Source organism: Ruegeria sp. CDSA193 (assembly GCF_059611885.1).
Genome location: NZ_JBXWPN010000003.1, coordinates 172,172 through 197,628, shown reverse-complemented (window position 1 = coordinate 197,628; position 25,457 = coordinate 172,172). Strand labels below are relative to the sequence as shown.

Genomic DNA, 25,457 nt, shown 5'->3' with positions numbered 1-25,457 from the left:
TAATGGACAGAGAATTGGACAAGATCGATCAACGCATCCTGCGGGAATTGGAAGCCAATGGCCGCCTGCCGATCGTCGAGCTTGCCATGCGGGTAAACCTGACCAACACCCCGTGCTCAGAGCGTGTAAAACGACTGGAAAGAACAGGCTATATCACCGGATACAGCGCCGTTCTGGACAAGGAGCGGTTGGGTCTCGGGCATATGACGGTTGTGCAGGTTTCCTTGGCTGCAACGTCTGAGAACTCATTGGATAAATTCAACGATGCCGTGCGCGATGTCACCGAAATCGAAAGCTGCCTGATGGTGGCGGGGTCGTTTGACTATCTGTTAACCGTTCGCACACGCGACATCGCCCATTTCCGCCAGACCCTGGGGGAAAAGATCAATAAGCTTCCGGGCATTCACCAGACCAGTTCCTTTACCGTGATGGAAATCGTCAAGGAACCGGTCGGGCAGAATGTCATACCCGCCTGATCAGCCAGGATCCGTGTTATAGATCAGCCTTTCGTCGCAAGGCGCGATCCGCAGGATATTGGTCGTGCCGGGCACGTTGAACGGAACACCGGCGGTGACAACGATCTGATCCGTGTCAGTTGCAAATCCACCAGAACGAGCAGCACGGGCGGCGCTGACGACCGCCCCTTTGAAACGCTCAAGCTCGGGCGTCATTACGCAATGGCAGCCCCAGCTCAGGCATAACCGACGGGCTGTTACCTTTGCTGGGGTCATTGCAATGATCGGAACTCCGGGGCGTTCGCGCGCGGTCAACAGCGCAGTTGTACCGCTTTGAGTGAAACAACAGATGGCCTTGATATCCGTTTTCTCGGCAATTTCGCGAGCGGCGGCGACGATACCATCGGCCACGGTTGTTCCCTTTGCCGTGCGCGATGCTGCGATAATCTGATCATAAGTGGGGTCGGCTTCGACCTCGATGGCGACCTTGTTCATGGTCTGCACGGCCTCGATCGGATATGAGCCAGCGGCAGATTCCGCACTCAGCATGATGGCATCCGTGCCTTCGTAGATTGCGGTTGCCACATCTGAAACCTCGGCGCGCGTGGGCATCGGGCTTTCGATCATGCTTTCCAGCATCTGTGTGGCCACAATCACCGGCTTGGCGGCGCTACGGCACCGGCGGACCAGACGTTTCTGGATCGGGGGCACTGCAGAAACCGGTAGCTCCACGCCCAGATCTCCGCGCGCAACCATAATGCCGTCAGAGGCATCGAGGATGTCGTCAAACGCTTCAACCGCAGCAGGCTTTTCAATCTTGGACAGGATCGAGGCGCGCCCATCGGCCAGTGCCCGAGCCTCAAAAACATCCTTGGCCCGCTGAACGAAACTCAGCGCCAACCAATCCACACCCAGCTGGCAGACGAATTCCAGATCACCACGATCCTTGGCGGACAACGCGGCCAAGGGCAGCACGACATCCGGCACGTTCACGCCTTTTCGGTTCGAAATTGTCCCGCCGACCTCGACGGTACAATTCGCATGATCCTGGCCGCAATCCTGTACGATCAGGCGAATTTTACCATCATTGACCAAGAGGCGCGCACCGGGTTCCAGCGCAGCAAAAATCTCGGGATGGGGCAGGCATACGCGGCCTGCGTCGCCCGGGGCCGGATCCAGATCCAACCGAAACACGGCACCCTCGATCAGCTCTTCCGCATCATTGGCAAATACGCCGACACGCAGCTTTGGCCCCTGCAGATCTGCAAGTATGGCGATAGGGCTGTCCAGATCCTTTTCGACCTGACGGATGATCCGGTGCCGCTCGCGGATTTCGTCATGGCTGCCATGGCTCATGTTCAGGCGAAATACGTCGGCTCCGGCTTCGTGCAATGCGCGAATGGTGTCATAGTCATTGGACGCCGGCCCCAGCGTCGCCACGATTTTCACATTTCTCAGGCGTCGCATTGACCTTGTTCTCCTCAAATCATGTCCTGAATTTGCGCGAATGTTACCGCAAACATCGACTCTGCCCGCTTATTGCGCAATTCCCTTTCCGAAGCAACTGTCCTAAACCTGCCGGAAACAACATGACAGGCTTATGACGTATTCTCCGTTTTTTATCCATGGCGCGGATCGCCCTTCCCGCTGGCTGATCACATGTGACCACGCGACCAATACTGTTCCACCGGGAATCAATGGTGGGGATCTTGGCCTGCCGCGTGAGGATATGGAGCGCCACATCGCCTATGACGTGGGCGCCTATGAAGTATCGAAACATCTGGGTGAAATTCTGAACGCCCCTGTGATCGCGGCGAATTTCTCGCGCCTTGTGATCGATCCGAACCGAGGCGAGGACGACCCGACTCTTGTGATGAAATTGTATGATGGGTCAATCATTCCAGGCAACCGTCACGCCGATGCGGATGAGCGCGAGCGGCGTCTGAACATGTGTTACCGCCCTTACCATAGGGCATTGGCTGAGCTGGCCGCACTCCCCCATGCAGTGATCGTGTCGATGCATTCCTTCACCCGGCAGTTGCGTGGACGCGAGCCGCGTCCCTGGCATGTCGGTGTGCTGCACACTCCGGATGAGCGTTTTTCGCGCCCACTGATCCACCGGTTGCAGGCTGAAAAGGACCTATGTGTTGGCGTCAATGAACCCTATACTGGCGTTCTGCAGGGCGATGCGATCGACAAGCATTGCACTACCTTTGGCCGCCCTAATGCGTTAATCGAACTGCGCAATGACCTGATCGCCGATCACGCGGGGCAGCGTGCATGGGCCGAACGTCTGGGAATTGTCCTGGAAGACGCCCTTTCGCATAGCGAATTGTGACTTTCGGCAGCTGAGAGCCCGCGCACCATTGAGCGACCACGCCCGAAACCCCATATATCAGGCGAAAGGAGGCGATCATGACGCAAGAGCTTTTGACATCTGTTTTCGGCTGGATGGCGGTGATCAACCTTGCTGTGTTACTGTTTTCGACCCTGATGGTCGTGCTGATGCAGGATTGGGCGGCTGGCATCCATAGTCGGATGTTCCAGATGGACCGCGCGGATGTAAAACGTGCGTATTTCAGGTATCTGGCCAATTACAAAATTCTGGTGCTTATCTTTTCCATCGTGCCCTGGCTGGCGTTGAAACTGGCCTAGCGCACTGAGGTGTTGCTGATGATTGAAACGGCCCGCTTTGGTTGTTAGGTCATCTTGAACATATTGGGCAAGCATCCGGAGCGAGAACATGGACCAGAAAACTGAAACCGAACTTCAGGCCGCCGCATTCCGCAGGTTGCAGCAGCACCTGATGGAAGACAGGACCGATGTTCAGAACATCGACATGATGAACCTGGCCGGATTTTGCCGCAACTGCCTGTCGCGCTGGTATCAGGAAGCGGCCAATGAACAGGGCATTGAGATGGACAAGGACGAAGCCCGCCAGATCTTTTACGGGATGTCCATGAGCGAATGGAAAGCCAAGTATCAGACCGAAGCCAGCCCTGAAAAACAGGCGGCTTTTGAAGTCTCTTTCGAAGAAAATGTCGGCAAAAAGAGCTGAACGTGAAAATAGAAAGGCCCACCATTCCAGCGGGCCTTTTCTCAGTGAGGCGGCTGTCAACAAAGGTTTCACTGCCTCCGCTACATTCGCTTCTTACGGTTGTTCCGATCCGAAAGCGACTGGCGCGGCGAATTGCGCAAATGCCCAGCTTGACCTCAGCGCTCCTAAGATTTTGCCTTTACGGCCTGCGCCCGACATTTACGCTTTCTCCGAATTAAGGGATGGTTCTTCTGCTGACTTTCAGTGCAAGAAAGGATGTATTTGCTCTTACTGACGGGTATGAAACGTGTTGAAACTGATTAAGAATGCGCGGCTCTATACGCCTGAGCCTGTTGGTCTAGGCCATATTCTGACCGCGGGTGAACGCATTATTTACCTCGGTAGCGCTCAACCCGAACTGCCGGATCCGCTTCAGGCTGAAGTCGTTGACGTCGAAGGTGCATCGGTTGTTCCGGGTTTGATCGACGGACATGCGCATATCACGGGTGGTGGCGGTGAAACCGGGCCAGCCAGCCGGGTGCCGCCGATGGTCTTGTCCTCGTTCACCCGTGCCGGGGTCACGTCGGTTGTCGGGGTGTTGGGGACGGACGATCTGACCCGCAACACGCAGACGTTGGTGCAGCAGGCCTATGGGCTGCGGGAGGAGGGGCTTTCGGCTTGGTGTCACACTGGTGGCTATCACGTCCCTCTGACCACCCTGACCGGTTCCGCCCGGGGTGATATAGTATTCCTTGATCCGGTTATCGGCGTTGGGGAACTGGCGATCAGTGATCACCGGTCAAGCCAACCGACACTGGACGAGTTTCTGCGGATCGCAAGTGAGGCGCATGTCGCGGGCCTGATGACCGGCAAGGCAGGGATCGTGCATTGCCATATGGGCGACGGCGACAGGGGCCTGTCGATGTTGGAACAGGCAATCGCGACCTGCGAAATCCCCGCACGCGTCTTCAATCCAACTCATGTCAATCGCAACAAACCCCTCTTTGAACAGGCTGTCGCGTTGGCGCGGCACGGATGTTACATCGACGCGACCGCATTCCCCTGCGAGCATATCGAGCCGGGCATATCAGCCGCCGAGGCCTATATCCAATTTTGCGATCTGGGTGGTCGTGCGGACCGTTTCACCATCAGCTCTGACGGCGGTGGCTGCTTGCCGGCCTTTGACCGTGAGGGCAACCTTACACGGTTCGGTGTGGGATTGTCGGACACTCTGCCTGAAACACTGCGCGACCTGACCGATAAAGGAATGCCTCTGTCTGATGCACTTGCTCCGATGACCTCTAATGTCGCCGATCTGCTCAGGCTACATCGAAAGGGCCGTTTGAAAGTGGGTATGGACGCCGATCTGGTGGTTCTTGACGAAAACACCGCTGTGCGGCATGTGATGGCCCGGGGGGAATGGCATGTCCGCGATGGCCAGATAGCCCGGCGCGGCATGTATGAACAGATTTGAACGTCCGCGCGGTCCCCGGTGGCTGCCCGCTATAGCTCCGGAAGGTAGTTAAGATATGTGCCCTGCACCCATTGATGCAGAGACCCCGCGCGGGTTCATCATCCCGATCGGCGGTGGCGAAGACCGCGTCAAGGAAATGCAGATTCACCGCAAATTCGTGGAGCTGTCCGGCGGCGGCGATGCCGATATTGTCGTGATCCCGACAGCCTCGATGCTGGAAGAAACAGGGCCGGATTATAACCGCATTTTCTCTGAGCTTGGAGCGGGTCAGGTTGAGTTCCTGCCCATCTCGCGTCGCGCCGATTGCGACAATCCCGACTATGCCGAGATGTTGGACCGCGCCACCGGGATATTCATGACCGGCGGGAACCAGCTGCGCTTGTCGGCGATTCTGGGTGGCACGCTTGTTGCTCAAAAAATCCGGCGCCGGAATGCGGCGGGGATACCGATTGCGGGAACCTCAGCCGGGGCGTCGGTCATGTCCGAGCATATGGTTGCAGGCGGCAGCAGCAATTCCGCCCCAGCCGAAGGCAATATCACTCTGGCCCCGGGCATGGGTTTGACCAATGCAGTCATCATTGACCAGCATTTCACGCAGCGTAACCGCCTGGGGCGCCTGTTAACTGCCTCATCTTTCAACCCTTTCCTGATCGGGTTGGGCGTTGACGAAGACACGGCGGCCTTCATTGGGCCCGATAACGTCCTTGAGGTAGTGGGCAGCGGAACGGTCACTGTGGTGGATGCCAGCCATCTGACGCATTCATCGATGTGGGATGCCCGCCGCGGAGAGGCGTTGAGCCTTCTGGGACTTCGGCTTGACGTTCTGGGCGAAGGGTGCCGTTATGATCTGACGGCTCGCCAGGCGTTTCCGCCGGATGAGCATATGGCGTTCTGTACATTGCCGGACCTGTCCGGGGACGAGGGCGCCGGCGGGGGAAAATAAAAACTAACCAACAGGGTGCCTCATGAAAGTAATTTCGACCAACGTCTTTGTCGGCCCGAATGTTTGGGCAAGTTTTCCGGTTATTCGCCACGTTATCGATCTGGGTATTCTGGAAGAATGGCCTTCGGCAAAAATTGGTTCGGTATTTATCGACGCACTGGTCGCTGCACTTCCCGGTTTGGCAGAACATGGCTGTTCCTATCGCGAACCCGGCGGGTTCATCCGCCGCCTGCGCGAAGATGAAGGCACCTGGCTGGGTCATGTGCTGGAACATTGCGCTATCGAGGTGCAGAACGTAGCTGGTACGGATGTGACTTTTGGCCGAACGCGCGGCACTGGCGAACCCGGCCAGTACAACATGGTCTATGAATACCGCCAGCGCGATGTCGGACTGGATGCGGGCAAGCTGGCGATGCGTCTGCTAATGCATCTGTTGCCACACTCCCTCAAGGACCAAGTGGATTACGACTTTGATCCGGATTTCAACTGGGATGACGAGTTACGCAGCTTTGTGCTGCGGGCGCAGCGCAAAGAATTTGGCCCCTCGACCGGCTCGTTGGTCAAGGCGGCACAAGAGCGGGACATTCCGTGGATCAGGCTGAACTCTGGCTCGCTGGTGCAGTTCGGACACGGGAAGTATCAGAAACGCATCCAGGCTACCATCACTTCTGAGACCAAACATATCTCGGTCGAGATTTCCTGCGACAAGGAAGATACCCACAATCTGCTGAACGATCTGGGCCTGCCGGTACCACAGCAGCGCATGGTCTATTCGGCGCGCGAGGCGGCAAAAGCAGCGGGACGTATTGGATTTCCTGTCGTAGTCAAGCCGCTCGACGCCAATCATGGGCGCGGTGTTTCGATCAATCTGAATTCAGAGTCCGAGGTCGAGGCCGGTTTTGCCGAAGCCAAGGAACATTCTCGCAGCAGGGCCATTCTGGTGGAGAGCTTCATCACCGGTTTTGACCACCGAATGCTGGTTGTGAACAACAAACTGGTTGCGGTGGCCAAGCGTGTCCCCGGACATGTCGTTGGCGACGGCACACACACGATTGCCGAACTGGTTGACATCGTGAACCAGGATCCGCGCCGTGGCATCGGACACGAGAAAGTGCTGACCATGTTGGAAATCGACAATCAGGCCAAACGCCTGATGGAGAATGCGGGCGTGACCGAAGAAACCGTGCTGCCGGAAGGCGAGATCTTCTATCTCCGTTCAACGGCAAATCTGTCGACGGGGGGGACAGCAATTGATCTGACGGATGTGGTGCATCCTGACAATCGTGACATGGCCGAACGCGCCATCATGGCGGTTGGATTGGATGTGGGAGGTGTGGATTTTCTGATCGACGACATCACCAAATCCTACAAGGATATTGGCGGTGCTATCGTCGAGGTGAACGCCGCCCCGGGCTTTCGGATGCACGTGGCGCCGTCCGAAGGTCAGCCCCGCGACGTGGCGGGCAGGGTGATCGACATGCTGTTCCCCGCCAATGAGGAAACCCGCATCCCGATTGCGGCGATCACAGGCACCAACGGCAAGACAACGACCTCGCGGATGCTGGGTCACATCATGAAAACCAGCGGCAAGACCGTTGGGATGACCTCGACCGATGGCGTCTATGTGGACGGTAAACTAAGCGTCAAGGGCGACATGACGGGACCGAAATCCGCACAGATCGTCCTGCGTGATCCGGCGGTCGATTTTGCGGTGATGGAAACCGCACGCGGCGGGCTTGTGCGGTCCGGTCTGGGCTATCAGCGGTCGAACGTGGCGGCGTGTCTGAATGTCTCGGCCGATCATCTGGGTCTTGGCGGCATAAACACGGTCGAGGAGCTGGCCGTTGTCAAGCGCGTGGTGGTTGAAAGCGCTGTGGATACTGCAGTGCTGAATGCCGATGACATCAACTGTCTGAAAATGGCCGACTACGCTCAAGCGGATCAGATTTTCTATGTCACGACCAATCCAGCGCACAGTCTGGTCAAGGAACATATCAAGGCCGGCGGCAAGGCTATCGTGCTTGAAAAAGGCATGAATGGTGACATGCTGACCATCTATGACAACGGGCTTCATATCCCGGTTCTGTGGTCGCATCTGATCCCGGCGACGTTGGAAGGCAAGGCAATTTTCAACGTCCAGAATGCGATGTTCGCCGCCGCGATGGCCTATAGTTTCGGCGTGGACCTAGATAATATCCGTCATGGGCTGCGCACCTTCGACACCAGCTATTTTCAGGCACCTGGACGGATGAATGTCTATGACGAACATCCCTTCAAGGTGATCCTCGATTATGGCCATAACCCCGCCGCGCTGAAAGCGATGGCGGCGCTGGCCGATCAGTTAGAGATCAAGGGCCGCAGGCTGTGCGTTGTAGCGATGCCTGGCGACCGGCGCGACGAAGATATTGTCGATGGGGCCGCCGCCCTAGCCGGACATTTTGATCATTTCATCTGCAAGGCAGATGACCGCCGTCGCGGACGCGGGCATGACGAGGTGCCGCAGATGATGCGTCAAGCCCTGATCGACAACGGCGTGGATGCCGCAGCCATCACGGTCATCCCCGACGAGGTCGAAGCGGTCAGTGCCGCGTTGGAGCAGGCCGGACAGGGCGATCTCTTGGTGATCTTTGGTGATGACACAACGCGCTGCTGGAAACAGATCATCTATTTCAATTCTGATGGCGAAGAACCCGAGGTCGCACCTGTGGCAGCCCCCGCAGAAACCTCGTTCGAAGATATGTTCGAAGGCGACCAGAACCTGATCCGGGATGAGCGTGGCGTGCGTCTTGCCCGTGAAATCAGCGAAGACGCGGATTGAGCGGAGGCACCGGAATGGACCGGATCGAAGAGCTTGAGACCGCGCTGACAATAGAAAGCGCGACCGTTGACTATATTCAGGTGGATGACGCCCGGCGTCTGACCGGGCCGGGCCTGCTATGGAACCGACCCGGCGCTGTGATGGATGTTTTCTTCACTGATATCGACGCGACGCAGATCACCGACTTGTGGGAGAAGCATGCGCGCCGGGTTCTGGACGCGCTGGGCTGGCAGGGACAGGGTCTGATCCACCGTACCTTTACGGGCGGCGTCAATCTGGCGATCTCGGCACCGATGGATCAACTCTATTCCGGGATATTCGCAGCGCAAACCGCCTGGCATTTCTGTGCTGCGGAACTGCTGGCATCCGAGCCCGGAGATTTCGATGAGATGATTGCGGATGTCAAAGGCGTCATGGAAATGGAAGCCAATCCCGCACTGATCGCCTTGATCGCCGCGGCTGAGGCGCATGGCGTGGATATCCTTTGCGATGATGACGAGGTGTCGATCGGGCATGGTACAGGCAGTCAGACTTGGCCTGTTGATGGGCTGCCCACCCCGGGTGAGGTGGACTGGTCTGCGCTGCATGATATCCCGGTCGCGTTCATCACCGGAACCAACGGCAAGACCACTACGACCCGGCTGCTTGAGGCTATCGCACGCGCTTCGGGCAAGGTCGCTGGGCTAACCTCGACCGAGTTTGTCCGCGTGGGCGATGATATACTGGACCGTGGCGATTACTCGGGCCCCGGCGGCGGGCGGATGTTGCTGCGCGATAAAAGGCTGGAGGTTGCCTGTCTTGAAGTCGCCCGTGGGGGCATCCTGCGCCGGGGTCTGCCGACCCGCGCCGCCACGGCGGCGGCTGTCACCAATGTAGCCAACGACCATCTGGGCCAATACGGGGTCAACACGGTTCCGGAACTGGCCCAGGCCAAATTCGCCGTACATCGAACATTGGCCGAAGGGGGCGTGCTGGCCCTGAATGCCGATGACGACTTTGTCCGTGCCGAGGCGGAGAATACCTCGGCGAATATCTGGTGGTTTTCGCTGGACGCGCAGAACGACCTGATCCGCCAGGCGCGCGATTCAGACAGGTGCTGCGCCTATATACGGCAGGGAGATATCGTCTTTTTCGACGGCACAGCGGAACAGGTGGCGATCGCAGTTTCCGATGTCCCCCTGACCATGGGCGGCGCAGCGAAGTACAATATCCTGAACGCGCTGGCGGCCTTGTGCCTGGCTTTGGCGCTGGATTTGCCCGTTCAGGCGGCTCGGGATGGGTTGGCCGGGTTCAAACCAGACGCCAAGGATAATCCAGGCCGTTGCAACGAGTTCCGATACAACGGGGCACGGGTCTTTGTGGATTTTGCACATAACCCGCATTCGATTTCCGCCGTTTGTGATGCACTGTTGAGCTTGCCAGCAAAACGGCGTTTCATCATGCTCAGCCATGCGGGGGACAGATCGGATCAGGATATCCGGGACGTAACCGCGACAGCGCTGAATTTCCAACCCGACGTGGTCGTCGCAACCGAGTTGGAAGGGTATCTAAGAGGCCGCGAGTCGGGGGAAGTTTCTGATCTGATCGAAAGGACAGCGTTGGAACATGGGTATGGTGCAGAACAAATACTCAGAGCCGCTTCGCCCACACAAGCCGTATCAATGATACTTGAAAAGCTACAACCGGATGATATCGCTTTGCTGCTGGTTCTGTCCGATCGTGACGCTGTTCTCGCTATGCTCGACGGGTAAGAACAGAGGCGCGTGTCGGGATCACAGAGAGGGCGTGTTAGGAAATGAGTTTTTGGGCGGTCGGCAGTCCACATCCGACGCCCTCACCCAGTGTCAATACGGCCCTGTCGGACCTTCGTCCTTATCGTATATCCGCCTCATCCTCGGATTTTTTGTTTTGCGCATTGCATCATACTGTCCCGCAATTCGAGGCCGAGTAAGCTGGTGCGACGCCGTTCAAAGGGCATTGAGCCTCTGAGCATTGGCCGTCGGGGCAGGTATGATGCCTGCCCTCAACTTGCTCGTGGCTGCCGAAACGGGCTCTAGCTGCCGGCAGAGACGCGCGACGAACCCTGCGGGATCACCTCGTATCCAGGCTCTTCTGGTTCGTCATCCGCCATTTCCGCAGGGAAGCCGGGGGCAAGGATGGAAAGACCGGTGGCGTCCTCTAACCGGCGGATAATGTTGGGCGATAGCTCGCGATCGCCATAGCGTGCAATGCCGTCGTCAAAAATCTGGCAAATCAAGGGTGAGACTTCCAGCGGCACATTGTTTCGTTCGGCAATACTTTGGAACAGGCCCACATCTTTTTTCACCAGATCCATGGTGAATGAGATATCGCGCGAACCGTTCAGGATTACCTGGCTTTCGGTAACATGGGAAAAGCTGTTACCGGACGAAATTTTGATCGCCTCGTAGGCTGTGTTCAGGTCCATACCTGCAGCCTTCGCCGTCACCAACGCTTCGGCATTGGCGACCAGATGGACGGTGGCCAGATAATTGGTAAGTACCTTGAGCATCGAGGCGCTGCCAAGCTCACCGGTATGCAGGATACGCCGTCCCATTGTCTTCAGCAACGGCAGAACTCGCTCGAACGTTGAGCGGTCACAGCCCGCAAAGATCGAGATATTACCAGTGTCGGCGCGGTGGCAACCGCCAGATACCGGGCAATCGACTGCGGCACCACCGGCGGCGATGACGATACCGCCAAGGCGTTCGGCTTCGGCTTGGTCAGTGGTAGACATCTCCAGCCAGATCTTGCCTTCTTTCACCTCTGGCAGCATCTCCTGCATGACAGCGTCCGATGCGGCAGGCGAGGGTAGGCAGGTGATGACGACATCGCAATCACGCATCAATGCTGCGGCATTTTCTGCCAACTTGGCACCCTTGGCCGCCGCCGCTTCCATCAGGTCGCGGTTTAGATCAAGAACCGTCAGGTCGATTCCGTTCCGCAACAGGCTGCCTGAAAGCTTTCCGCCGACATTACCAAGTCCAATGAACCCTACTTTCATCTTCTATTCCTTCCGAGTGTACGAAAAATCCAAACAAACAGATCCGCTAGGTGAGCGGTCGATAAGCGATTCCCGAGAACAAGGTGCCACCGACCCCTTTGTCTGATGAACGACGTTGGAACCTGCAATAACGCCAGGACCGGCCGCGTTTGCCACGAAGTCGAAGCCAAGCGCCGGATTGGCCACGAATGCGGCAATCCTGACTTTCGTCGATGAGACGTCTGGTTTGATCAAGTCCAGATTCCCTGTTCGGATTTGAGACAATTCAAAAACTTGTATCGCGACCTGAGCCGCAAGTGAAAATGATAAAACAGGCTATCTACCACAAAAATTATTTGTCTCTAGATTAGATCAAACCCAATACCCATGGTTGGTTACGCAGCTTCGAGGCAGCGGCCCGACATTTGAACGTTTCGCATATCGATGTCGACCTGTTCAAAGCTTGGCTGCGTGGACAGTTTGCCCCGGATTAGGGATATGCGAGAGATGGTCAGGACAAAACTTGCGGCAGCCTAGCTGTACATGGTCGGCTACGTAGGTCAGCTTCGGCGGAGCCAGTGCGATATTGTCGAAACAAGGCATATCTCAACGTCATTTGCCCACCCGTTTCGGAGCTTCAAAGAAAACCAGAGGTGCAAAGATGAGATGGTGCTGCTGGAGAGAATTGAACTCTCGACCTCTCCCTTACCAAGGGAGTGCTCTACCTCTGAGCTACAGCAGCGCTGTGGGCGGGTGATTAGACTCAAACGAAACGCGGCGCAAGGGTGTCTGGACGGTTTTTTTCGCCTCCTGTAGAGAAAGGTTATGGCAGATAAAAATACACCTAAAAAACATGGCAGATCCGGCGATGTGCGCGAAGAGCGGCTGAAAGCAGCGCTCAAGGCGAATATGGCGCGGCGTAAGGCGCAGGCTAAGGCGCGGGCAACCCAGAACGGCAAAGCCGACAAAGACGAGGGATAAGAGCAGATGGATTCGATTCTGGTGACAGGCAACGGGCCGCTTAAAGGTCAGATACCGATTGCAGGGGCAAAAAACGCGTGTCTGACGCTGATGCCGGCGACCTTGCTCAGCGAAGAACCGCTGACGCTGACCAATGCGCCTCGGCTGAGCGACATCAAGACGATGACGGCTTTGCTGCAGTCCTTGGGGGCCGAGGTGTCGTCATTGCAGGATGGTCAGGTGATCGCAATGTCCAGCCACGACCTAACCAGTCAGACGGCGGACTATGACATCGTGCGAAAGATGCGCGCGTCAAACCTTGTGCTGGGTCCTTTGCTGGCGCGGTTTGGGCAGGCGGTCGTCTCGTTGCCCGGGGGCTGTGCAATCGGCGCGCGTCCGATGGATCTGCACGTCGAAGGGCTCGAGGCGCTGGGCGCTGAGATTGAGCTTAAGGACGGGTATCTGCATGCCAAAGCTGTGGGCGGGTTGAAAGGTGCCGTGCATGAGATGCGATTTGCATCCGTGGGCGCGACCGAGAACATTGTCATGGCGGCCACGCTGGCCAAAGGCACAACGGTTCTGAAGAACGCGGCGCGCGAACCTGAAATCGTCGATTTGGTCGAGTGTCTGCGGAAGATGGGTGCCCAGATTTCTGGTGAAGGCACGCCGACCATCGAAATTCAAGGCGTAGACCGGTTACATGGTGCCACCCATCAGGTTGTGACTGACCGGATCGAGCTGGGCACCTATATGCTGGCGCCGGCGATCTGTGGTGGAGAAGTCGAACTGTTGGGCGGGCGGATGTCTCTGGTGGAATCATTTGCCGGGAAACTGGATGCGGCGGGCGTGAATGTCTCGGAAACAGCAAACGGTCTTTTGGTCGCCCGCAAGAACGGGCGCGTCAAAGCCGTGGATGTCGTGACCGAGCCGTTCCCGGGTTTTCCGACCGACCTGCAGGCCCAGATGATGGCGCTGATGTGCACGGCCGAAGGTATCTCGGTGCTTGAAGAACGCATTTTCGAGAACCGTTTCATGCACGCCCCCGAATTGGTGCGGATGGGCGCGAATATCGAAGTGCACGGTGGCACGGCAACCGTGACTGGTGTCGAACGTCTGAAGGGCGCACCGGTTATGGCGACAGATCTGCGCGCTTCGGTCTCGCTGATACTGGCGGGGCTGGCTGCTGAAGGTGAAACAACTGTCAGCAGGGTCTATCATCTGGATCGTGGGTATGAGCATGTTGTGCGCAAGTTGGAAGGCGTGGGCGCCAAAATTGAACGGATCAAAGACCAATGACAGACGCAAGTTTCCACGATGGGCGTGAGGCTCCACTGAATCTGGGTGCAGAGGATGGGGATGACCTTCAAGTGATCTCGACTTTGACACAGGATGCGGTGTTCCCCGTATCCGAAATGACCTGGCATCAGTCGCAGCGCCGCTTTGGCCTGTTGCTGAACCGTTTCCGCTGGGAGGACAAGGATGCCGCCACCCGTCGGGGCCGCCCATTCGAGAGGGTGCAGTCGGTGCTTGTCTTCAACTCGGTTCTGACGGTGGCCAGCCAGGGGATCGACCGCAGCGAGAAGGATTTGGTGATGTCCTTGCTCTCGGTCGATTTTGAACCCGGCGAGGATGGCGCGGGTCAGATTTTGCTGACTTTGGCCGGTGATGGCGCGATCCGCCTGTCGGTCGAGGCCATAGACGTCACGCTTAAGGATGTGACCCGCCCGTATCAAGCGCCGTCGGGGCAAGCGCCGCATCATGCAGAATAAGCGCGGTATCGCGCAGGCCTTCTCAGAACCACCCGCTGGTCTGATGTTGCGCCGCGCGACCGTGTTTGATGTCTTTGATTTAAGCCGCGTACTGATCCGTTCGATCACGCAGCTGTGCCGGGCGGATCATGGAGATGATCCACAGGCCGTTGCGGAATGGACGGCCAACAAGGACCCGGAAACGATCCGGAGCTGGATCAAGACCGGATCGCAGATTTGGTTGGCCGAACGCACGGGACAGGTTGCGGCTGTTGGCGGCTTGCGAGAGGACGGCGAAATTACGCTGCTTTATATCGACCCGGCTCATATTGGTCATGGGGTTGGAAGCGCATTACTGATGCGACTGGAAGAGCAACTGATCGCTGCCGGATGTTCTCAAGCGCTGCTTCAAGGAACGCGGACGGCTCGAGATTTTTATATCCGACACGGCTGGGAGCCCACCGGGGGGTGCTCTGAGCGCAACAGCATATCCTGTTTTGGCATGCGCAAATCGCTGCGCCCGGTGGACTGAGGGTTGAGGACAGCCCATCCCGGCGATATGTCCCGGTGAAACGCTACGGAGTGCCAGATCATGCCCGTTTTTCTAGACACCACGTCGCCCGAGTTTGACGCGGCTTTTCAGACCCTGCTGTCGGCCAAGCGCGAAGACAGCCCGGATGTGGATGCCATCGTCGCGCAGATCATTGACGATGTGCGGGTCCGTGGGGATGAGGCGGTAATCGAACTGACGGCCAAATTCGACCGGTTAGAGCTGACACCGGATACGCTGGCTTTTTCGGCAGAGGAAATCGACGCCGCCATTGCGCTGGTCTCGGACGCGGATCGTCAGGCGCTCGAACTGGCAGCCGAACGCATCCGGGCCTATCACGAGAAACAGATGCCCGCCGATCACCATTGGACGGATGAGGCCGGGGCGACCCTTGGCTGGCGCTGGTCCGCAGTGTCTGCGGCGGGGCTGTATGTGCCGGGAGGGCTGGCCTCGTATCCGTCGTCGGTTCTGATGAACGCGATCCCGGCCAATGTCGCAGGGGTCGAGCGTCTGGCCATCGCCGTGCCCACCCCAGACGGTCAGGCGAACCCTCTGGTCCTTTTGGCCGCACGCCTGTCAGGCGTGACTACGGTCTATCGCATCGGCGGGGCGCAGGCGATTGCGGCACTGGCCTATGGAACAGATACCATCGCGGCGGTGGACAAGATCACAGGCCCCGGAAACGCCTTTGTCGCCGCGGCCAAGCGCCGTGTCTTTGGCAAGGTCGGCATCGACATGATTGCGGGCCCGTCCGAGATTCTGGTCATTGCCGACAAGGATAACGATCCGGATTGGATCGCGCTGGACCTGCTCAGCCAGGCAGAACATGACGAAAGTGCTCAATCCATTCTGATCACGGATAGCGCCGATTTTGGACGGGCCGTAGCGCAAGCCGTGGAAAAACGTCTTGAAACCCTGCAACGCCGGGCCATAGCCGGGGCCAGTTGGCGCGATTTTGGTGCGGTGATCACTGTGGGCAGTCTGGATGAGGCAGCCTCTCTGTCGAACCGAATTGCTCCGGAACACCTTGAGCTATGCGTCGCAGATCCAGTCGCTCTGAGCGAAAAGACAATTCACGCAGGTGCAATCTTTCTTGGTCAATACACACCCGAGGCAATCGGGGATTATGTTGGTGGGCCTAATCACGTCCTACCCACCGCCCGGTCGGCGCGTTTTTCTTCCGGTCTGAGTGTGATGGATTTCCTGAAACGCACGACGCTCAGCCAGATGACACCCGAAGCCCTGCGGGCAATCGGGCCAGCGGCAGAGCAACTTGCGCAGTCGGAAAGCCTCGAGGCGCACGGGCTGTCCGTGACCGCACGGTTGAAACGATTGAACGGTTGATCACCTATGGTCAGAGGGTCACACATGCAATTACCTCGTCCGATTTTCCCCGATAGGGCTTGAAATCAAGGGGCAAATTGCGGCGCTCTTTATGTGCGACCGGATCTAAAGGAGGTTGATTTGGAACGTGTGGCGACCCTCTGGATCGGTAAGCGCTTTAGCTTTTTGGAACATCTGTGCCTGAAGTCCTTCGCCGATGTCGACCAAAAGCCAATCGTCTATCACTATGGCGATCTTGAAGACATTCCGGATTATATCGAGCCGCGCGATGCCCGCGAAATTTATGATACTCCCGAGATCTACCGCGATCCGATAACCCGATCCGTGGCCGTTCATGCAGATCTTTTCCGTCTGCAGTTGATGCAAAAAACCGACTATATCTGGGCCGATGCGGATGCTTATGCGGTCCGGCCATTTGAGACAAAGAACGGGTATCTTTTTCCGAATGCGAACCTCAAGAAACAACGGATCATGAACGGTGTACTTGCGTTGCCCAGCGACAGTCCGGGGCTGCAAGCCATGTGCAAATATGCTTTTGACAGCGATCTGGTGCCGCCATGGTGGACACAAGAGCATAAGGAAACCTACAGCCAAATGTTCAACGGGTCGACCTATTGGAGCCTGCCAATTTTCAGCTTTGGTCCGCCCATGCTGTTTCATTTTCTTTATGGCACACCAGAGCATGAGATGGCTGTGCACAGGTCGGTCCTCTATCCTATCCCATTGCGATACCGCGGCCTTTGGAATGATCCTGACCTTTCCAAACTGGATTTTCTGAAGTGGGACCAACAGATGTCTGTCCATTTTTTTGGATCCTGGTTCCGAAAGATCTTTCTTGGCCGCCAAATCAACTCTGGTTCACTGGTCGATACGCTGTTGCGCAAACACGGAATAGATCCGTCCGAACACCCGCTTTGACGATTTTCGTTGGACGGGCCGTCACTGCGTTGCCCATTTATTTCCATTGGGATAAGTCTGTCCCGACCTGAACGGACCAAACGACCATGACCCGAATTTCGCACATCGAACTGGATGATAGAAACTTGCCCCCGCCGACACCCGAGATCGAGCAGGAGCGCAAAGTGGCAATCTATGATCTGCTTGAGGATAACGCTTTCGCGCTGCCCAAACGCGATGATCGTGTGGTTCCGGAAGGGCCGTATCATGTGCAACTCTCGATCCGTGACAAGCGTTTGGTCTTCGACATTGCCACCGAAGCCGAAGAAAAAGCGGCCGAGTTCCATCTGTCCCTTGGACCATTCAGGCAGGTGGTCAAGGACTACTTCCAGATCTGTGAAAGCTATTTCGACGCCGTAAAGACTTTGCCGCCCAGCCAGATCGAAACCATCGACATGGCCCGGCGCGGTATCCACAACGAAGGCAGTCGGGTGTTGCAGGAACGTCTGGAAGGCAAGGCCGAAGTTGATTCAGACACAGCCCGTCGCCTGTTTACGTTGATCTGCGTATTGCATTTCGGGGGGTGACGGGTGACGTCTCTGCCGCAGTCCATCTTGTTCTGTTGCGACCACAATTCGGTCCGATCTCCGATGGCCGAAGGCATCATGAAGAAGTTTTATGGCACCGGCACCTATGTGCAATCCGCCGGGGTGCACAACGATCTTGAGATCGATGGCTTTTGCATTTCGGTCTGTCATGAAATCGACGTCGAGCTTTCACGTCACCGGTCCCGGTCGTTTGATGAAATGCAGGAATGGGGCGACGACCTCAGCTCGTTCGATCTGATTGTAGCGCTGTCGCCGGCCAGCCAGCGCCGTGCGCTGGATTTGACGCGGGTTTTTCATCTGGATGTCGATTATTGGCCAATAATGGACCCTACCGGGCTGGGCGAAAGCCGCGAGGAAAAGTTACATCACTACCGACAGACCCGCGATCAGATCATTCAGCATCTGAAGGACCGCTGGGGTGAACCAACGGAGTGACCATGAACGAAACCGTCAAAACCTATTTCGAAGCCTTCAACGCCGGGGACGTAACCGGCATGCTGGCCTGTTTGTCCGACGACGTGGCCCATCATGTGAACGAAGGCCAGATACGAGTGGGCAAAGAGAAATTCGCAGCTTTTTGTGACCACATGAACCGCTGCTATCGCGAGAACCTCACCGATATCGTTGTGTTCGCGGCCGATGGCGGTACCCGTGCCGCCGCTGAATTCATCGTGAACGGCACCTATCTTGAGACGGATGAAGGCCTGCCCAAAGCACGCGGGCAGACCTACCGCCTACCAGCCGGGTCGTTCTTTGACCTGAAGGATGGCAAGATCACGCGGGTCACCACCTTTTACAACCTGGCCGACTGGACCAAGCAGGTCTCGAATGGCTGAGGTCACAGGCGTTCGCGCCTTGACCGGGGCGGCGCTTGAGGCGGCTCTGGATGACGTCGCTCGCTTGCGGATCGAGGTGTTTCGGGCATGGCCGTATCTTTATGACGGCGATCTGGAATACGAGCGGAAATATCTGCAATCCTACCGTGACAGCGACAGATCCATCGTTGTTGGTGCCTTTGACGGGGATCGTCTGATCGGCGCATCGACCGGCGCCCCGCTAGTCGACCATGCCGCCGATTTCGCGACGGCCTTCGATGGCTCTGGGCTGGACTTGTCCCAGATCTTCTACTGCGCCGAATCCGTCTTGCTGCCCAACTATCGCGGGCAGGGCGTGGGGCATAGGTTCTTTGACCTGCGCGAAGCCCATGCGCGCAACTTTGGCTTCACCAAATGCGCCTTTTGCGGTGTGCAACGCACGACCGATCACCCGATGCGGCCTGATACCTACCGCCCGCTGGATGCTTTTTGGTGCGCGCGGAAGTATGAGCCGTTGCCTGGCGCTGTTGCGCAGTTTTCGTGGAGGGATATCGGCGAAGAAGGCGAGACGCTGAAGCCGTTGCAGTTTTGGATCAGGGATATCACGGCTTAGATTTTATGGCTGACGTTTGCGCCCAAGAAGGCCGTATTTTACGGCCCAAGCCCTGATTGACCGGCGTTTCCGCCTTTGCTGTCTCGGAGTTGATTTTGTTAGCGCTCCACCCGTTCGGTTGAATTCGTACACGTCGATAATCCGTTCGGCGCAACCGCAGGCTTCTCCCATGCCAACCTTTGTGTAATAGAACTTTTCGAAACTTTCCCGGTTTTGCATCGCAACTCTCCTAATCTTATTTAGCCATTTCGGGCTTGAGATGCCAACTCACAATCCCTTGCTGGGCCGGTATATACACATATGTGCCTGTACTTTTCAGGGCGCCCTCAACTAGTGTTCGCCAAACCAGCGCAATGAAAGTTACTCCATGAAAGCTGCCACCGCCGCCTATAACCTCGACTGGCTCGAAAACTGGGCGCAGTATGAAGATAAGCTGGCCCGCTGGGTCTCGGATGCCGCAGGGCAGGGGGCAGATCTTCTCGTTTTCCCCGAGTATGGCGCGATGGAATTGTCGACTTTGGACGGGGCCGAAGTAGCGGGTGATCTGGAACGCTCGATCCGTGCTGTTTCAGATCGGATGGGGGACGTGCAGGCCCTGCATTCGCGTCTGGCTCAAGAACATGAGACCTACATCCTGGGCGCATCCGCTCCGGTGATTGACGGGTCAGGCCGTCCGGTAAACCGGGCTGTGCTCTACGCTCCGAACGGGACGTTTGACCATCAGGACAAACAGATCATGACCCGCTTTGAACGCGAAGACTGGGATATCGCGCCGGGCGGACCACTAAAATTGTTTGATACCCCACTTGGAAAAATCGGAATCCTGATCTGCTATGACAGTGAATTCCCCTTGCTGGGCAGAGCCCTAAGTGAGGCGGATATAATCCTGGTTCCCTCATGCACCGAGGCGTTGGCAGGGTACTGGCGTGTCCGCATCGGGGCTATGTCGCGTGCGCTGGAAAACCAATGTGTTACGGTCATGGCGTCTCTGGTGGGCAAAAACGAATGGTCCGATGCGGTAGATATGAATACAGGAACGGGTGGTATTTTTGGTCCACCTGACAAGGGTTTTCCCGCGACCGGAGTGTTAGCAGAGGGTGCGCTGAACCAACCTGGCTGGACCTATGCCGACGTCGACCTGACAACGATCGCCAATGTGCGCCGGGATGGCCATGTGTTGAACCGCGCCCATTGGGACGAGCAGTGCGGTCGAGTCGAAACAGTCACAATATCCTCTCTTTAGGTGAATACGCCCTTGAAATAAGCCCCAAATAGGCTCATTTAGGCGCACATCCCCGTAGATTCTGCGGGTGCAACGTAATTATGGAGACAACATGGCCAAGGAAGATACGCTCGAATTTCCCGGTGTCGTGAAGGAACTCCTGCCTAATGCGACGTTTCGGGTCGAGCTGGAAAACGGCCATGAGATCATCGCACATACGGCAGGCAAGATGCGCAAAAACCGCATCCGTGTTCTGGCTGGCGACAAAGTTCAAGTCGAGATGACCCCCTACGATCTGACCAAAGGTCGGATCAACTATCGCTTTAAGTAACGCCCGACACATGGCGTTTATTCTCGGATCGGGCAGTCCAAGGCGGCTGGACCTGCTGGCGCAGCTTGGTGTGCAGCCCGACGCCATCCGCGCCCCGGACATTGACGAAACGCCTTTGAAAGGTGAGCTGCCGGTGCCCTACTGCCACCGGATCACACGCGCCAAGGTGCAAGCTGTTCCCGCCGAAAGCGATGATGTCACACTTTGTGCGGACACCACGGTCGCGCTGGGTCGGCGCATCTTGGGAAAGCCTGAAGATGCAGGTCAGGCGGCCGAGTTTCTGCACGCTCTGTCTGGACGGCGGCACCGGGTGATTACCTCGGTTGCGGTTCGGCGCGGCGACCGCATATCGCAACGCGATGTGGTGTCTCAGGTCAAGGTCAAGCGCCTGTCGGATGTTGAGATCAATGCCTATCTGGCAACCGGTGACTGGCAAGGCAAAGCCGGTGCATATGCAATCCAGGGGCCTGCAGGGGCGTTCATCCCATGGATTTCCGGCTCATTTACCGGCATCGTGGGACTACCATTATCCGAGACTGCCGCTTTGCTGCAGGGCATCGGCTATCCTTTGTATCGCGAGGCACTATGAAGGGGCGTACCATCGTTTTAGACCACATCAACAACCGCGAGGCAGCGGCGTTGATGGTGGACGGAAAGCTTGACGATTTCCTGATTGCTTCCGAAGCCCCGGCCCCCGGTACTATCTACCGGGCGCGGGCGGATCGCCCGGTCAAGGGGCAGGGTGGGATGTTTCTGGCCACGCCGGACGGCCAGGCCTTTTTGCGACAGGTCAAAGGATTGGCCCCCGGAGAGCTCAAGCTGGTCCAGGTGACCGGTTTTGTCGAACCCGGAAAGGCGCTGCCGGTGACGGATCGCGTGCTGTTTAAAAGCCGCTTTGCGATTGTCACACCGGATGCGCCTGGCCTGAATATCTCGCGCAGTATCCGGGATGAGGATGAACGCGACCGCTTGCTGGAAATTGCACATGAGGCGATGGCGGGCAGCGAACATGGGTTGATCCTGCGGTCCTGCTGTCAGGGCGAGAATGCCCAAGAGATTGCTGAAGATATCGGCGTCATGCTGGCTCATGCCGATGCTGTGATGAACGATCCCGGTACCGAGCCTGAGGTTCTGCTCGCAGGTGATGGGCCGCATGTTTTGGCCTGGCGCGACTGGACCGACCCGGCCGAGGTCGTCACCGAGTCCGGCGCCTTTGAGGCGCATGGTGTCTTGGATGCATTGGATCAGGCGGGCGGAATATCAGAACCATTGGCCGGGGGCGGACACATCTATATCCAGCCCACCCGCGCCCTGGTGGCCGTAGATGTAAACACGGGTTCAGACACCTCGATGGCCGCCGGAACCAAGGCCAATTTCGCCTGCGCAAAAGCACTGCCACGTGCATTGCGTGTCCGTGGGTTGGGGGGGCAGATCACGCTCGACCTCGCTCCAATGCCCAAGAAAGACCGGCGCGGTTTCGAAGCCGCTTTGCGATCTGCATTCAAGTCTGATCCGATCGAGACGATTCTGGCAGGATGGACCCCGTTGGGTCACTATGAGTTGCAACGCAAACGCGGCCGGATTTCCCTTGCGGAGGTGCTGAAATGAGCTGTCCGATCTGTCACGAACCAACGGTGTCTCAATTCCGTCCTTTTTGTTCGAAACGCTGTGCAGACATTGATTTGGCCAAGTGGCTGAACGGGTCTTACGCGGTTCCTTCGCAGCGTGAAGAAGACGTTGAACAGGATGTTTCTTCAACTGAAACTGAGATGCCGCGCCCACATTGAAAAAATGTAAAAAAGCCTCTGGACACTGCCAGTAGCAAGTCATAGAACGCCTCCACCCAACGGCAAAAGCCGTATCCGTGCCCGGGTAGCTCAGGGGTAGAGCAGTGGATTGAAAATCCTCGTGTCGGTGGTTCGATTCCGCCCCCGGGCACCACTCTTAGATCCAGAGATATCCAAGAACGAACAAAAAGCATTGATTTATCAATGTATAGCGCTGATGCTGTATCCAATGCAGTCCAGTAAGATCCTGCTTAAGGTAGTTTTGGTGGGGGTATAATTGGGGGTATTTTCGTGAGGATGTTATTTTGCCGCTTAGCGATACAAAGATTCGGAACCTGAAGCCAAAAAACAAAACCTACAAGATTGCCGACCAAGGTGGGCTCTACATCTCAGTTCAATCCAGTGGCTCAAAGCTTTGGAGATTGAAGTACAGGTTTAAGGGTCGTGAAAAGACTATGTCTTATGGTCCATATCCTCTCATCTCTTTGAAAGAGGCGCGCGAGAAACGTGACCGAGACAAAAGGTTACTTCTTGATGGGCAAGATCCAAGTGTTCGGAAACAAATGCAGAAACGCGCTGTTTTTCTGGCGGAGGAAGACACTTTTTCTGTGTTCGCAGCAGAGCTCTTGGAGAAGAACCGCCGCGAGGGCAAGGCGGTTCAAACACTGAAGAAGAAAGCGTGGCTGATCCAACAAGCGAATGATGGAATTGGGCATCGGGCTCTCAAGACATTGCGTCCAGCTGATGTCTTCGCGACGGTGAAGCCGATTGAAGATTCAGGCAAACGAGAAACGGCTGGTCGAGTGCTATCTGTGATAGGCGAGGTGTGTCGCTACGCTATTGCCACCGGTGTCGATGTCGATGACCCTACCTACGCTCTTCGCGGCGCGCTCCAAAAAAAACAGGTGGTTCATCGAGCAGCCATCCTTGACCCTATGAGGATGGGTGATTTGCTCAATGCAATTGATACATATGGTGGTCACATCCAAACGGCACTGGGAGCGCGGTTGCTTGCAATCGTCCACCTTCGCCCTGGTGAATTGCGCAGGTCAAAATGGAACGAGTTCGATCTTGAGGCTGCGATTTGGACCATTCCCAAAGACCGTATGAAAATGAGGCGAGATCATCGTGTCCCGTTACCAAGGCAAGCTCTTGAAATTCTAGAGCGCCTCGCGCCGTTATCAAAACCGGATGGATACGTGTTACCTGGAGTGGCCGACTGGAGAAAACCGCTAAGTCCCAACACATTTAACAAAGCGCTGCGAACAATGGGGTTTTCAAGTGAAGAGGTGACTTCACACGGCTTTCGTTCCACCTTTATGACAATGGCAAGCGAAAGTGGTTTGTGGAGTTTTGATGCGGTCGAACGGGCGCTTTCGCACGAAGAAGAGAACAAGACCCGTCGTGCCTATTTGCGAGGCGATTTCTGGGAAGAACGAGTGAGAATGGAACAATGGTGGGCAGATAAGCTTGATGAGCTGCAACTTGCCGCACGCGCTTCTTTTAACACATAACCGAGCAGTTCCACAAACTTTTCAACTTAATAGAAGAGGAGTCAGAGCTCCCACTAAAGGGCTGAAATTAAACCTACTAATGCGTTCTGGTGGCCGTAGGCTGTTTCTCGGAAACCAATTCAGTTAGACCATTTGATAATCAATCAATTCTTCTCAGGGCACTAACTGCTTGAAGCTTGACGGCTTTTGCAGGTCTCAAGATCTGGCTTGCAACGTTCTCTGCAACACTGCATGTGACTTGGGCCCGGTCGAACGTCAAACGAAGCAGAAGAAAAATGCGATTATTCCATTTGAAAGTCCCGACGCAGCATCTGCGAGGCTTTTGACGCAAGGCTATCGTTAGCACCGTCGAGAAATCGTGCTGCTTCTCGTCCTTGCGCGGCAAACTCAGCAAGTCGTTCCGAAAGGTTTTTCATGTTTTTAGTGTTGATGAACAATCGGATTGCCGTCCCTTGGAAGTCGGTCTGGAATGTCAGCTTTCCATTTTCATTCGTAAGGTCAATTCCATGACCGCCAGAGCAAATCAGAAAACTGCCGCCGTTTCGGCATATCCGACTGGTCATGTATAGACCGTATCCAGAGTTATTCCATACATTGTGCCCTTTTCCAGCAAATGGATTTCCCGAAATTCCGGGCATCAGAGCTAGTTCAAGTGCTTCGTCCTCAGTCAACTCTTCATGAGCTGGGTTCCGCGTTAGTGCTGCGTGTATCCCAATCCCATTATCCACTATTCCAACTTCAACTTGTTCATATTGCGGCCAGTACTGAGCGCAAAGGTACACCCGATCAGACTCGCTGTGCTCTACGACATTACGAATTATCTCCCGGATAGAATACGTCAGAGTGTCCTGCAGAACGCCTGCTTCCTGCTGGGTAAGAATCTCAGCGAGTTCTGTTGATTTCCGTTCAATCACATCACCGGTTTCTAGGAAGTTGTCAGATGCTTCGCGTTCAATTTCGGCGACACTGTATTCACTGATGGGGATGTAACGATCGCTTCCAGCTGCATCACCCGGAGAATTTCCATGGTCTAGGCCGAAGGACTGAAAGAAACCGAAATGGGCAGCATACCCGTGTTTTTCGTGGTTTATTGCCCCTCTTCGCGCATCAGGCCGGGCACTGCGAAAAGATCTAAGAACAGACGCCAAAAACAACATCGAGAAAGGTGGAAAACGGCGTGTTTTTCCAAAATCGAAAATGTACTCATCTGCTATTGGCAGGTCGCGAAGCTCGATTGCAAACGCAGCCAAACTAGTGGGTTCAAGGCTGTTTGGAAGATGGACGTGCATAATGGTCTTTCGTTTAACGAGCCAGCGCTCATAAGATGGAGGACGAACCTC

Annotated in this window: 27 protein-coding genes and 2 tRNA genes; 25 read left to right on the top strand and 4 right to left on the bottom strand. The window is 56.3% G+C overall.

Annotated elements, in window-relative coordinates; genetic code table 11:
* The first annotated feature begins 2 nt into the window (after positions 1 to 2).
* Complete coding sequence (locus tag AC2FLG_RS06400) at positions 3 to 476, top strand: Lrp/AsnC family transcriptional regulator (RefSeq protein WP_142637909.1); 474 nt, start codon at positions 3 to 5, stop codon at positions 474 to 476.
* On the opposite strand, the gene pyk is transcribed toward AC2FLG_RS06400, so the two are convergent.
* Entirely contained in the window at positions 477 to 1,922 is a 1,446-nt protein-coding gene (pyk, locus tag AC2FLG_RS06395) for a pyruvate kinase (RefSeq protein WP_496705496.1), read from the bottom strand.
* Positions 1,923 to 2,055: 133 nt separating this feature from the next.
* Here pyk and AC2FLG_RS06390 point away from each other — a divergent pair, with 133 nt between their 5' ends.
* From AC2FLG_RS06390 to AC2FLG_RS06360, 7 genes are all read left to right on the top strand, one after another.
* Positions 2,056 to 2,793: an N-formylglutamate amidohydrolase gene (locus AC2FLG_RS06390; RefSeq protein ID WP_496705494.1), complete on the top strand. Its 738-nt coding sequence runs from the start codon at positions 2,056 to 2,058 to the stop codon at positions 2,791 to 2,793.
* A gap of 77 nt (positions 2,794 to 2,870) precedes the next feature.
* Positions 2,871 to 3,110 carry a DUF6868 family protein gene (locus AC2FLG_RS06385; RefSeq protein ID WP_142637915.1) on the top strand — a complete coding sequence of 80 codons (240 nt, stop codon included), beginning with the start codon at positions 2,871 to 2,873 and terminating at the stop codon, positions 3,108 to 3,110.
* An 88-nt stretch (positions 3,111 to 3,198) separates the two neighbouring features.
* Entirely contained in the window at positions 3,199 to 3,513 is a 315-nt protein-coding gene (locus AC2FLG_RS06380) for a DUF1244 domain-containing protein (RefSeq protein WP_282027702.1), read from the top strand.
* 289 nt (positions 3,514 to 3,802) lie between these two features.
* On the top strand, positions 3,803 to 4,966 hold the full coding sequence (iadA, locus tag AC2FLG_RS06375) for a beta-aspartyl-peptidase (protein ID WP_496705492.1): 1,164 nt from the start codon (positions 3,803 to 3,805) through the stop codon (positions 4,964 to 4,966).
* Between the two features lie 55 nt (positions 4,967 to 5,021).
* On the top strand, positions 5,022 to 5,909 hold the full coding sequence (locus tag AC2FLG_RS06370; protein ID WP_142637921.1) for a cyanophycinase: 888 nt from the start codon (positions 5,022 to 5,024) through the stop codon (positions 5,907 to 5,909).
* Positions 5,910 to 5,931: 22 nt separating this feature from the next.
* Positions 5,932 to 8,727, top strand: coding sequence for a cyanophycin synthetase (gene cphA / locus AC2FLG_RS06365; protein ID WP_496705490.1), 2,796 nt, complete (start codon positions 5,932 to 5,934; stop codon positions 8,725 to 8,727).
* 14 nt (positions 8,728 to 8,741) lie between these two features.
* Positions 8,742 to 10,478 (top strand): Mur ligase family protein, encoded by a 1,737-nt coding sequence (locus tag AC2FLG_RS06360; protein ID WP_496705488.1) that lies wholly within the window; start codon positions 8,742 to 8,744, stop codon positions 10,476 to 10,478.
* A gap of 302 nt (positions 10,479 to 10,780) precedes the next feature.
* On the opposite strand, the gene AC2FLG_RS06355 is transcribed toward AC2FLG_RS06360, so the two are convergent.
* Together AC2FLG_RS06355 and AC2FLG_RS06350 are read right to left on the bottom strand one after the other, a co-directional pair.
* Positions 10,781 to 11,749 (bottom strand): NAD(P)-dependent oxidoreductase, encoded by a 969-nt coding sequence (locus AC2FLG_RS06355; protein ID WP_496701181.1) that lies wholly within the window; start codon positions 11,747 to 11,749, stop codon positions 10,781 to 10,783.
* Positions 11,750 to 12,395: 646 nt separating this feature from the next.
* Positions 12,396 to 12,470, bottom strand: a tRNA-Thr gene (locus AC2FLG_RS06350).
* 83 nt (positions 12,471 to 12,553) lie between these two features.
* On the opposite strand from AC2FLG_RS06350, the gene AC2FLG_RS06345 reads away from it, so the two are divergent.
* From AC2FLG_RS06345 to AC2FLG_RS06265, 17 genes are all read left to right on the top strand, one after another.
* Positions 12,554 to 12,709 carry a hypothetical protein gene (locus AC2FLG_RS06345; RefSeq protein WP_496696796.1) on the top strand — a complete coding sequence of 52 codons (156 nt, stop codon included), beginning with the start codon at positions 12,554 to 12,556 and terminating at the stop codon, positions 12,707 to 12,709.
* A gap of 6 nt (positions 12,710 to 12,715) precedes the next feature.
* The gene (gene murA / locus AC2FLG_RS06340) at positions 12,716 to 13,984 is read left to right on the top strand and encodes a UDP-N-acetylglucosamine 1-carboxyvinyltransferase (RefSeq protein WP_271952449.1); all 1,269 of its coding nucleotides are present in this window, start codon (positions 12,716 to 12,718) and stop codon (positions 13,982 to 13,984) included.
* A complete protein-coding gene (locus tag AC2FLG_RS06335; RefSeq protein ID WP_496705487.1) occupies positions 13,981 to 14,457 on the top strand; it encodes a DUF2948 family protein in 477 nt (158 codons plus the stop codon). The genes murA and AC2FLG_RS06335 overlap by 4 nt, the downstream gene beginning before the upstream one ends.
* Positions 14,447 to 14,968, top strand: coding sequence for a GNAT family N-acetyltransferase (locus AC2FLG_RS06330; protein ID WP_496705486.1), 522 nt, complete (start codon positions 14,447 to 14,449; stop codon positions 14,966 to 14,968). Before AC2FLG_RS06335 ends, AC2FLG_RS06330 begins: the two co-directional genes overlap by 11 nt.
* Positions 14,969 to 15,028: 60 nt before the next feature.
* Positions 15,029 to 16,330, top strand: a complete 1,302-nt coding sequence (gene hisD / locus AC2FLG_RS06325; RefSeq protein ID WP_496705485.1) for a histidinol dehydrogenase — start codon at positions 15,029 to 15,031, stop codon at positions 16,328 to 16,330.
* Between the two features lie 120 nt (positions 16,331 to 16,450).
* Entirely contained in the window at positions 16,451 to 17,248 is a 798-nt protein-coding gene (locus AC2FLG_RS06320) for a hypothetical protein (RefSeq protein WP_496692237.1), read from the top strand.
* Positions 17,249 to 17,334: 86 nt separating this feature from the next.
* Positions 17,335 to 17,814, top strand: coding sequence for a UPF0262 family protein (locus AC2FLG_RS06315; RefSeq protein WP_142639020.1), 480 nt, complete (start codon positions 17,335 to 17,337; stop codon positions 17,812 to 17,814).
* A gap of 3 nt (positions 17,815 to 17,817) precedes the next feature.
* On the top strand, positions 17,818 to 18,270 hold the full coding sequence (locus AC2FLG_RS06310) for an arsenate-mycothiol transferase ArsC (RefSeq protein ID WP_142639018.1): 453 nt from the start codon (positions 17,818 to 17,820) through the stop codon (positions 18,268 to 18,270).
* A 2-nt stretch (positions 18,271 to 18,272) separates the two neighbouring features.
* Positions 18,273 to 18,671 carry a ketosteroid isomerase-related protein gene (locus AC2FLG_RS06305; protein WP_496701175.1) on the top strand — a complete coding sequence of 133 codons (399 nt, stop codon included), beginning with the start codon at positions 18,273 to 18,275 and terminating at the stop codon, positions 18,669 to 18,671.
* Positions 18,664 to 19,263, top strand: a complete 600-nt coding sequence (locus AC2FLG_RS06300; protein ID WP_496705482.1) for a GNAT family N-acetyltransferase — start codon at positions 18,664 to 18,666, stop codon at positions 19,261 to 19,263. The genes AC2FLG_RS06305 and AC2FLG_RS06300 overlap by 8 nt, the downstream gene beginning before the upstream one ends.
* Before the next feature lie 367 nt (positions 19,264 to 19,630).
* On the top strand, positions 19,631 to 20,506 hold the full coding sequence (locus AC2FLG_RS06295; protein ID WP_281973619.1) for a carbon-nitrogen hydrolase family protein: 876 nt from the start codon (positions 19,631 to 19,633) through the stop codon (positions 20,504 to 20,506).
* A 91-nt stretch (positions 20,507 to 20,597) separates the two neighbouring features.
* Positions 20,598 to 20,816 (top strand): translation initiation factor IF-1, encoded by a 219-nt coding sequence (infA, locus tag AC2FLG_RS06290; protein WP_005978431.1) that lies wholly within the window; start codon positions 20,598 to 20,600, stop codon positions 20,814 to 20,816.
* A gap of 10 nt (positions 20,817 to 20,826) precedes the next feature.
* Positions 20,827 to 21,405 carry a Maf family protein gene (locus AC2FLG_RS06285; protein ID WP_496692242.1) on the top strand — a complete coding sequence of 193 codons (579 nt, stop codon included), beginning with the start codon at positions 20,827 to 20,829 and terminating at the stop codon, positions 21,403 to 21,405.
* Entirely contained in the window at positions 21,402 to 22,424 is a 1,023-nt protein-coding gene (locus AC2FLG_RS06280; protein WP_496705480.1) for a ribonuclease E/G, read from the top strand. The genes AC2FLG_RS06285 and AC2FLG_RS06280 overlap by 4 nt, the downstream gene beginning before the upstream one ends.
* Positions 22,421 to 22,603, top strand: a complete 183-nt coding sequence (locus tag AC2FLG_RS06275; RefSeq protein WP_281995647.1) for a DNA gyrase inhibitor YacG — start codon at positions 22,421 to 22,423, stop codon at positions 22,601 to 22,603. Before AC2FLG_RS06280 ends, AC2FLG_RS06275 begins: the two co-directional genes overlap by 4 nt.
* Before the next feature lie 79 nt (positions 22,604 to 22,682).
* Positions 22,683 to 22,757 (top strand) — tRNA-Phe (locus tag AC2FLG_RS06270).
* A gap of 151 nt (positions 22,758 to 22,908) precedes the next feature.
* Complete coding sequence (locus AC2FLG_RS06265) at positions 22,909 to 24,117, top strand: tyrosine-type recombinase/integrase (protein ID WP_496705479.1); 1,209 nt, start codon at positions 22,909 to 22,911, stop codon at positions 24,115 to 24,117.
* A 281-nt stretch (positions 24,118 to 24,398) separates the two neighbouring features.
* Here AC2FLG_RS06265 and AC2FLG_RS06260 read toward each other — a convergent pair whose 3' ends face one another.
* Positions 24,399 to 25,367 carry an ATP-binding protein gene (locus AC2FLG_RS06260; RefSeq protein WP_496705477.1) on the bottom strand — a complete coding sequence of 323 codons (969 nt, stop codon included), beginning with the start codon at positions 25,365 to 25,367 and terminating at the stop codon, positions 24,399 to 24,401.
* Positions 25,368 to 25,457 lie beyond the last annotated feature (90 nt).